We start from the raw sequence: 6,448 nt of genomic DNA, 5'->3' as shown, positions 1-6,448 counted from the left end.
ATTTATCGCTTAGAATAAGGCTCGATTTGAAGCCAATTCCCGCTTTTGGAATTGGCTTCAAACGATGCCCACCGCGTCCGAAACAGAGTGTGAACCGACCCGGGTAGCTCCTGAGCATTAGCCTAGTAAGGATTTTGGAAGCCGAACTTTGCTTCCGGAAGCCTTGCGTAGCTAAGCGCAGGGAGCTGGGTCGGTGAGCACGTTTCCAGTCCGCAACAGCAGTCCCAGCCGGTTGCGCTCACGCGCACCCGCAATCAAGCACAAGTCAGCCGTCAACTCTTGTCAACACTCGATCAATCTTCACAAACTTGATGGTAATGTTCGGATTGTCTGGTTGCGAGAAGGCCGTGGATCTTGAGATTATTAAAGCTTAATAAGGATGTCATGCGGCGGGCCTGCGTTTTATAACGCCGGTGAATTTTATTTAACATAAAAAATGAATATTGGCCTTAAGAAAAAGTTTAAAAAAACTGCTCAAAGGGGTATTGGTTGTGCTATGATTGAAATAATCAAATTAAATATTGAGTGTTTGGATACAAAAATGTTGGGTTGTACTGTGATTTTTTTCTTGCCAGAGTTGGTCGGTTTCAATTAAGATAAAAAGAGCAGTATTTTTTAATACCAAGAGTTACATGTAGATAATGTTCAGGCGCTAGCGAACATTAACCAAGATTTATGAGAATTTGGAGGTAACATTATGTCAATGATCGAATTCCACAATGTAGAGAAATATTATGGGAAATTTCATGCACTGAAAGATATCAATCTGACCATTGAGCGAGGCGAGATCGTGACGATCATTGGTCCCTCGGGCTCAGGGAAAAGCACATTATTGCGGACGATCAATGGGCTGGAGCTGGTTTCAGCCGGCCAATTGATCGTTGATGATTTTGATTTAGCGGATCACAAAACCAATATGAATAAGATCCGCAAAAATGTCGGGATGGTTTTTCAACATTTTAATTTATACGCGAATAAAACGGTCCTGCAAAATATCACTTTAGGTCCAGAGAAAGTTTTGAAACACAACAAGGCCGAGGCGGAAGCGGAGGCACGCAAATTACTGCGCTTGGTCGGTTTGGAGGATCAGGCCGGCAAATTACCAAGTATGCTTTCTGGTGGGCAAAAACAACGGATCGCGATCGCCCGCTCTTTGGCGATGAATCCTAAGGCGTTGTTATTTGACGAACCGACATCGGCGCTTGACCCAGAAATGATCGGCGACGTTCTTGACGTTATGAAAAAAGTGGCGAAGCAAGGCGTAACGATGATCGTAGTTACTCATGAAATGGGTTTTGCGCGTGAAGTCGGCAATCGTGTTATTTTCATGGCCGATGGTGAAATCCGCGAAGACAGTCATCAACCAAAAGAATTCTTTGCCCATCCTCAGGATATCCGGGCTCAAGAATTTCTCAGCAAGATCATTCACAATAGCTAGGAGGGGTTGGAATGCGCCGAAAGAAGAATAAATTAATTGCGCTGGCCCTAACACTAATGGGAATGATGGTGCTCCTTGCAGGCTGTGGTGATGATCTGGCCAGTCAAGATGTGCTCAAACGAGTTAAGGCGAGCAATGAGATCTCATGGGGCGTTAAAAGTGACACACGTCTTTTCGGTTTGATGAGCATCAGAACAGGTAAAGTCGAAGGATTCGATGTCGATATCGCTACCGCGGTCTCTAAGGAGATTTTTGGTGATCAAGTCGAAGTCAATATCGTTCCGGTCACCTCAAATACGCGGATGTCGTTATTGAAGAATGGTAATGTCGACGCGTTGGCGTCAACATTGACGATCACGCCGGAACGTAAGAAAGAAGTTCTATTCTCCGATGTTTACTTTAATGCTGGTCAAGCGCTCATGGTCAAAAAAGGCAGTAAGATCAAAAGTGTCAAGGATCTGACAAAGGGGACTAAAGTGATCGGGTTACAAGGCTCAAACTCGGTCGATAATGTAAAAAAAGCCGCGCCAGAAGCTAAGATCCTCCAGCTACCGGATGCCGCCCAAGCGTTTGCCGCCTTAAAGTCAGGTCAAGGGGACGCGATGACCAGCGATAACGCGATTCTTTACGGGTTAGCAGCTGACGATTCTGATTACGAGATCGTGGGTGGGACTTTTACCAAAGAACCTTATGGGCTAGGAATCAATCTTGGTCAAGAAAAGTTTCAAAAGGCGGTCGATCAAGCGCTGAAGGCAATCGAAACAGATGGGACCTATGCCAAAATCGTGAAGAAATGGTTTGGCAAGATCGACGGTTTTGATGGAGGTGTGGTCAAATGATAACCATTTTAACAGATCACTGGGCTGACTTAGTATCAGGTGTGCGGATCACTTTATCGGCGAGTTTGCTTGCGTTACTTGGTAGCTTGATCATTGGTGTGATCTTTGCCTTGTTTGTGATCAGTCCGCTGAAGCCATTGCGGGTGCTTGGGAATATTTATATCGAGATCTTTCGTAATATCCCCTTGTTGGTCGTGGCGCTGTTTTTCTATATCGTGATCCCGCAGTTCGTGGTGCAGATCGATGGTTTTACGGCCGGGACGATCGGCCTGACGATCTATACTTCTGCTTTTATCGCCGAGACTGTGCGCGCTGGTATCGAAAGTGTTGATATTGGCCAAATGGAAGCCGCTCGCAGTAATGGGATGACTTATTTACAGGCGATGACTTATATTGTTTTGCCGCAAGCGATCAAAATCGTGATCCCGCCATTAGGTAATCAGTTCGTTAACTTGGTCAAGAACTCATCAGTGCTGGCTTTTCTCGCTGGCTTCGATTTGATGTATCAAGCCAATCTGATCGTTTCTTCCACATTGAAAACGACTGATACTTACTTGGCGGTCGGATTACTCTACCTTTTGATGACCATGCCGTTAAGTTATTTGATGCGCTATTTAGAAAAACGTTGGGCGAAACAGCCGGCCAATGATTAAAGGAGGACTTGTTGATGCAAAATTTTATTGACGCTTATAGCTGGCTCAACATGCGCTTTCTTTTTGAGGGTTTGTGGGTCACGATCTATGTTTCGGTGATCTCAGTCGTACTGAGTTTTATTATCGGCGCGATCTTGGGCTTTGTCCGTTATGTAAAAGTTAAATATCTGTCAATGATCGTTGGGTTCGTGATCGACTTGATCCGTAATCTACCGTTACTATTGATCATTTTCTTTATGTATTTTGGGCTACCCAGCACATTGGGAATCCGCCTGAACACAGTCGCCGCGGCGATCGTGGCTTTAACAGTTTTTGAGTCGGCGATGTTGGCGGAGATCATTCGCAGTGGGATCGCTTCCGTGGACCATGGTCAAATGGAGGCGGCGCGAAGCAATGGCATGAGTTATCTGCAGGCGATGTGGTACATTATCCTACCCCAAGCATTGCGCCGAATGGTGCCGCCGATCGTGAGTCAGTTTGTTTCGCTGGTCAAAGACTCCTCCTTAGCGACGATCATCCTCTTACCGGAGTTGATGTATCATGCCCAAATCATTTATGGTCAGAATAGTAATTATATGATCCCAATGTTCGCGGCCTTGGCGGTTTTGTACTTTGCCATTTGCTTCTTATTGAGTCGTTTATCGCGGGCGTTGGCCAAGCGGCTGAAGTAGGGTAGTTGTTTTTTGCTTTGAAAAGTTGAATTTTGGACTTGTGCTTGGATTGCAGGTGTAGGTGGGTGTTGCGCGTGAGCGCAACCGGGTCGGGCCATTTGTGCGGCTGGAACGCAGTGGGTGTCGTTTTGAGCCAATCCGAAACCCACGGCTTGTCTCAAAATCGAGCCTTATTCTAAGCGGCAAAGCCGCAAAGAATAATTTCACTGCTGAGCCGCATGGCCCGACCCGGTTGCTAGGCAGAATCGAGCTCATCTGCAATCAAAGCGAAGGATTTGACCAAGTGGTTTTGCAAGCTAGAGGTCAAAACAATTGCCCTTTTGGGGGTGGTACGGTAATGCCAACAGATTCTAGCAGGCTGTGCTTGATTGAAAGTTGTGGTGACGCAACCGCCTCAGGAAGTTTGTTGTGGCACGGTAACACCAATGAATTTGGATGAATGGTTCGGGTTCTATTTTTAACTTGCGCTTTGGGACAATTGGCTGAATAGAATTGCGCTGATCTACAATTGAAGTGAAGAGATTGCTAAAGTGCTTTTGCAAGGGTGATGGATAAACCATTGCCTTTTTTTGATGGAACGGGAACCCCAACGGATTTGGATGATTATGCTAACCGGTTTGAGAAGCGTCGATAACGTTGATGCTATTCCAAGCCAACTTTGGTTGAATCGGTCGATAGATTCTGATGTTTCAACATAACCATGCTTTCGTTCATCAGACAGACTGTACTGGTGTTGCCAATTTGATGCTGGTAACCAACAGCCATGGCCGTCAATGGCGTGGTTCCTCATCAATTGGCCATAGCTTGCCGGTCGGAGTGAGTGCTCAATCGGCTGTTATAACGTTGAGCGGCTGGAGCGGAGCGTGGCGTTGAAACGTGCTCCACACAACTGACTTCTGCGCTTAACTACGCCAGGCTTCCGCAAGCGAAACCCGCTTCCAAAATCCTGGCTAGGTTAATGCTCAAAGTCAACCCGTTGTGTTCCGCACTGGCGTTGGTGGGCTGTTTACTCTTTGGCGGAAGGTCGGGCTGGGGGTGAGTCAGCCGCGATATTATTGTTGGCGATTTATCGCCTACAATAAGGCCGAGTTTTGAGATTTTCGGTGTTCTTCCGAAAAGCTCAAAATCGTGCCCGCCGCGTTCCACCACCCCCAGCCTGACCTGGAGCCTCACCGCATCTGCAATCCACCAACGCCACGCGCAGCGCCGTTGCGGTTACCTGTTAATTTTTACAGAGAATCCAGGTAGAAAAAGTCGGAACAGCGCTTGAGTGTTAACCGGCACCCATGATAGATTTAATCTCATTACGTGGTGAACACGAATGAGATATCAAGGGGGGTGTCACCATGACACAATTAGCAAGCCAGATCCTAGCATTGGTGGGCGGGGCAGACAATGTGGTCAGTTTGACTCATTGTGCCACCAGATTACGTTTTGTATTGAAAGATCCACAACGTGTGCGTACGACCCAACTTCAAAGTTTTCCAGAAATCATCAGCGTAGTGGACAGCGGGGGCCAATTACAGATCGTGGTCGGCGCGCAAGTGGAGACCTTGTACCACCAAGTGACTGCGTTACTACCGACTGCAACACCGGTATCGGCAGGAAAAACAAATTTGATTGCTTTGATTTCTACGATCTTCACGCCAATGATCCCAGCGTTGACTGGTGCCGGGATGGTCAAGGCCATTTTATCTTTACTGGTTTTGACCGGTAGTCTATCTACTAACGGTCAAACATATCAGTTACTTAACATGATTGCCGACGCGGCCTTCTATTTTATGCCCATGTTGTTGGCCTATGGCGCGGCCGTGCAATTCACTGTTAATCCGGCCATGGCGATCACCATCGCCGGCGTGTTGTTACACCCTAGTTTGCAACAACTTTTTGCCTCCGGAAAGGCGGTTCATTTTCTGGGGTTACCAGTGGCGGCCTCGGATTACGCGGGGTCAGTTTTGCCGATCGTTTTCACAGTTTGGCTGCTGGCCCAGCTGGACCGTTTCCTAGAAAAAAGTTTGCCTGGTTTCATCAAATTCTTCGTCAAGCCGCTGTTGCTCCTGCTGATTATCGGGCCGTTAGCCCTGATCGCGATCGGACCGGTGGGATTATTGTTGAACGATGGCATTGCGGCTGGCGCGGCCTGGCTCAATCAGCGAGTCAGTTGGCTGATCCCGTTGTTGATGGGCGGACTGCAACCATTATTGATCATTACAGGGACGGCTTGGGCGCTGACTCCGATCGCCACGATGCAACTTAGCAAACAGGGATTTGAAACGATCAATGGCCCGGGGATGCTGGCCTCCAATATTGCCCAAGGAGGCGCGACATTAGCGGTCGCGTTGCGGACGCGTGATCATCAATTGCGGCAAACGGCCCTCTCTGCCGGACTGACCGCACTAATTGGGATCACGGAACCCTCGCTTTATGGGGTGACCTTGGTTTTACGTAAACCTTTGATCGCGGCAATGATCGGTGGCGCGTTGGGTGGCTTGTACGCTGGTCTAAGTGGTCTGGTGCGTTATGCGTTTGTTTCGCCGGGACTGGCGGCTTTGCCGGCGTTTATTGGCGCCAAGCCAATGAATATCGTCCATGCGTTGATCACCGTGGCCATTGCTTTTGGCGCGACTTTTGTGATCACTTTCTGTTGGTATCGGCCAGAGGAGCAAGTTTAACCGTCAGAAAACGTTTCACTTTTGTGGAAAAAATCGACTCATTTTTTAAATGGTGCGGTTTTTTTTTTGATCAAGAAAACAATTATTTTGGTGCGAAAAGTTGGCGTAAAGTTTAAGTGGGTAGATTATCTGAAGATAAAAAGGGAGCGATTCCCTTTATGCTAGAATAGTAATT

General features: G+C 47.5%; 4 protein-coding genes and 1 pseudogene. All 5 read left to right on the top strand.

Features of this window, described 5'->3' with window-relative positions:
• Positions 1 to 697: 697 nt before the first annotated feature.
• Positions 698 to 1,438, top strand: coding sequence for an amino acid ABC transporter ATP-binding protein (locus tag OCU21_RS11130; protein ID WP_309297215.1), 741 nt, complete (start codon positions 698 to 700; stop codon positions 1,436 to 1,438).
• 11 nt (positions 1,439 to 1,449) lie between these two features.
• Positions 1,450 to 2,277: a transporter substrate-binding domain-containing protein gene (locus OCU21_RS11125; RefSeq protein WP_261807471.1), complete on the top strand. Its 828-nt coding sequence runs from the start codon at positions 1,450 to 1,452 to the stop codon at positions 2,275 to 2,277.
• Positions 2,274 to 2,930 carry an amino acid ABC transporter permease gene (locus OCU21_RS11120; RefSeq protein WP_261807470.1) on the top strand — a complete coding sequence of 219 codons (657 nt, stop codon included), beginning with the start codon at positions 2,274 to 2,276 and terminating at the stop codon, positions 2,928 to 2,930. Before OCU21_RS11125 ends, OCU21_RS11120 begins: the two co-directional genes overlap by 4 nt.
• Before the next feature lie 14 nt (positions 2,931 to 2,944).
• Positions 2,945 to 3,601 carry an amino acid ABC transporter permease gene (locus OCU21_RS11115; RefSeq protein ID WP_261807469.1) on the top strand — a complete coding sequence of 219 codons (657 nt, stop codon included), beginning with the start codon at positions 2,945 to 2,947 and terminating at the stop codon, positions 3,599 to 3,601.
• Positions 3,602 to 4,947: 1,346 nt separating this feature from the next.
• Positions 4,948 to 6,243 (top strand): annotated as a pseudogene (locus tag OCU21_RS11110) (PTS transporter subunit EIIC); the annotation flags it as partial.
• Between the last annotated feature and the right edge of the window lie 205 nt (positions 6,244 to 6,448).

The organism is Lapidilactobacillus luobeiensis, assembly GCF_024345205.1.
In the GTDB taxonomy this organism is placed as follows: Bacteria; Bacillota; Bacilli; order Lactobacillales; family Lactobacillaceae; genus Lapidilactobacillus; species Lapidilactobacillus luobeiensis.
The sequence above is the reverse complement of the archived record's forward strand: the minus strand, read 5'-3'. Positions and strand labels throughout refer to the sequence as shown.

Coding starts and splice junctions, on each gene's coding strand:
- OCU21_RS11130 (WP_309297215.1), top strand. CDS start 698: ATGTCAATGATCGAATTCCACAATGTAGAGAAATATTATGGGAAATTT.
- OCU21_RS11125 (WP_261807471.1), top strand. CDS start 1,450: ATGCGCCGAAAGAAGAATAAATTAATTGCGCTGGCCCTAACACTAATG.
- OCU21_RS11120 (WP_261807470.1), top strand. CDS start 2,274: ATGATAACCATTTTAACAGATCACTGGGCTGACTTAGTATCAGGTGTG.
- OCU21_RS11115 (WP_261807469.1), top strand. CDS start 2,945: ATGCAAAATTTTATTGACGCTTATAGCTGGCTCAACATGCGCTTTCTT.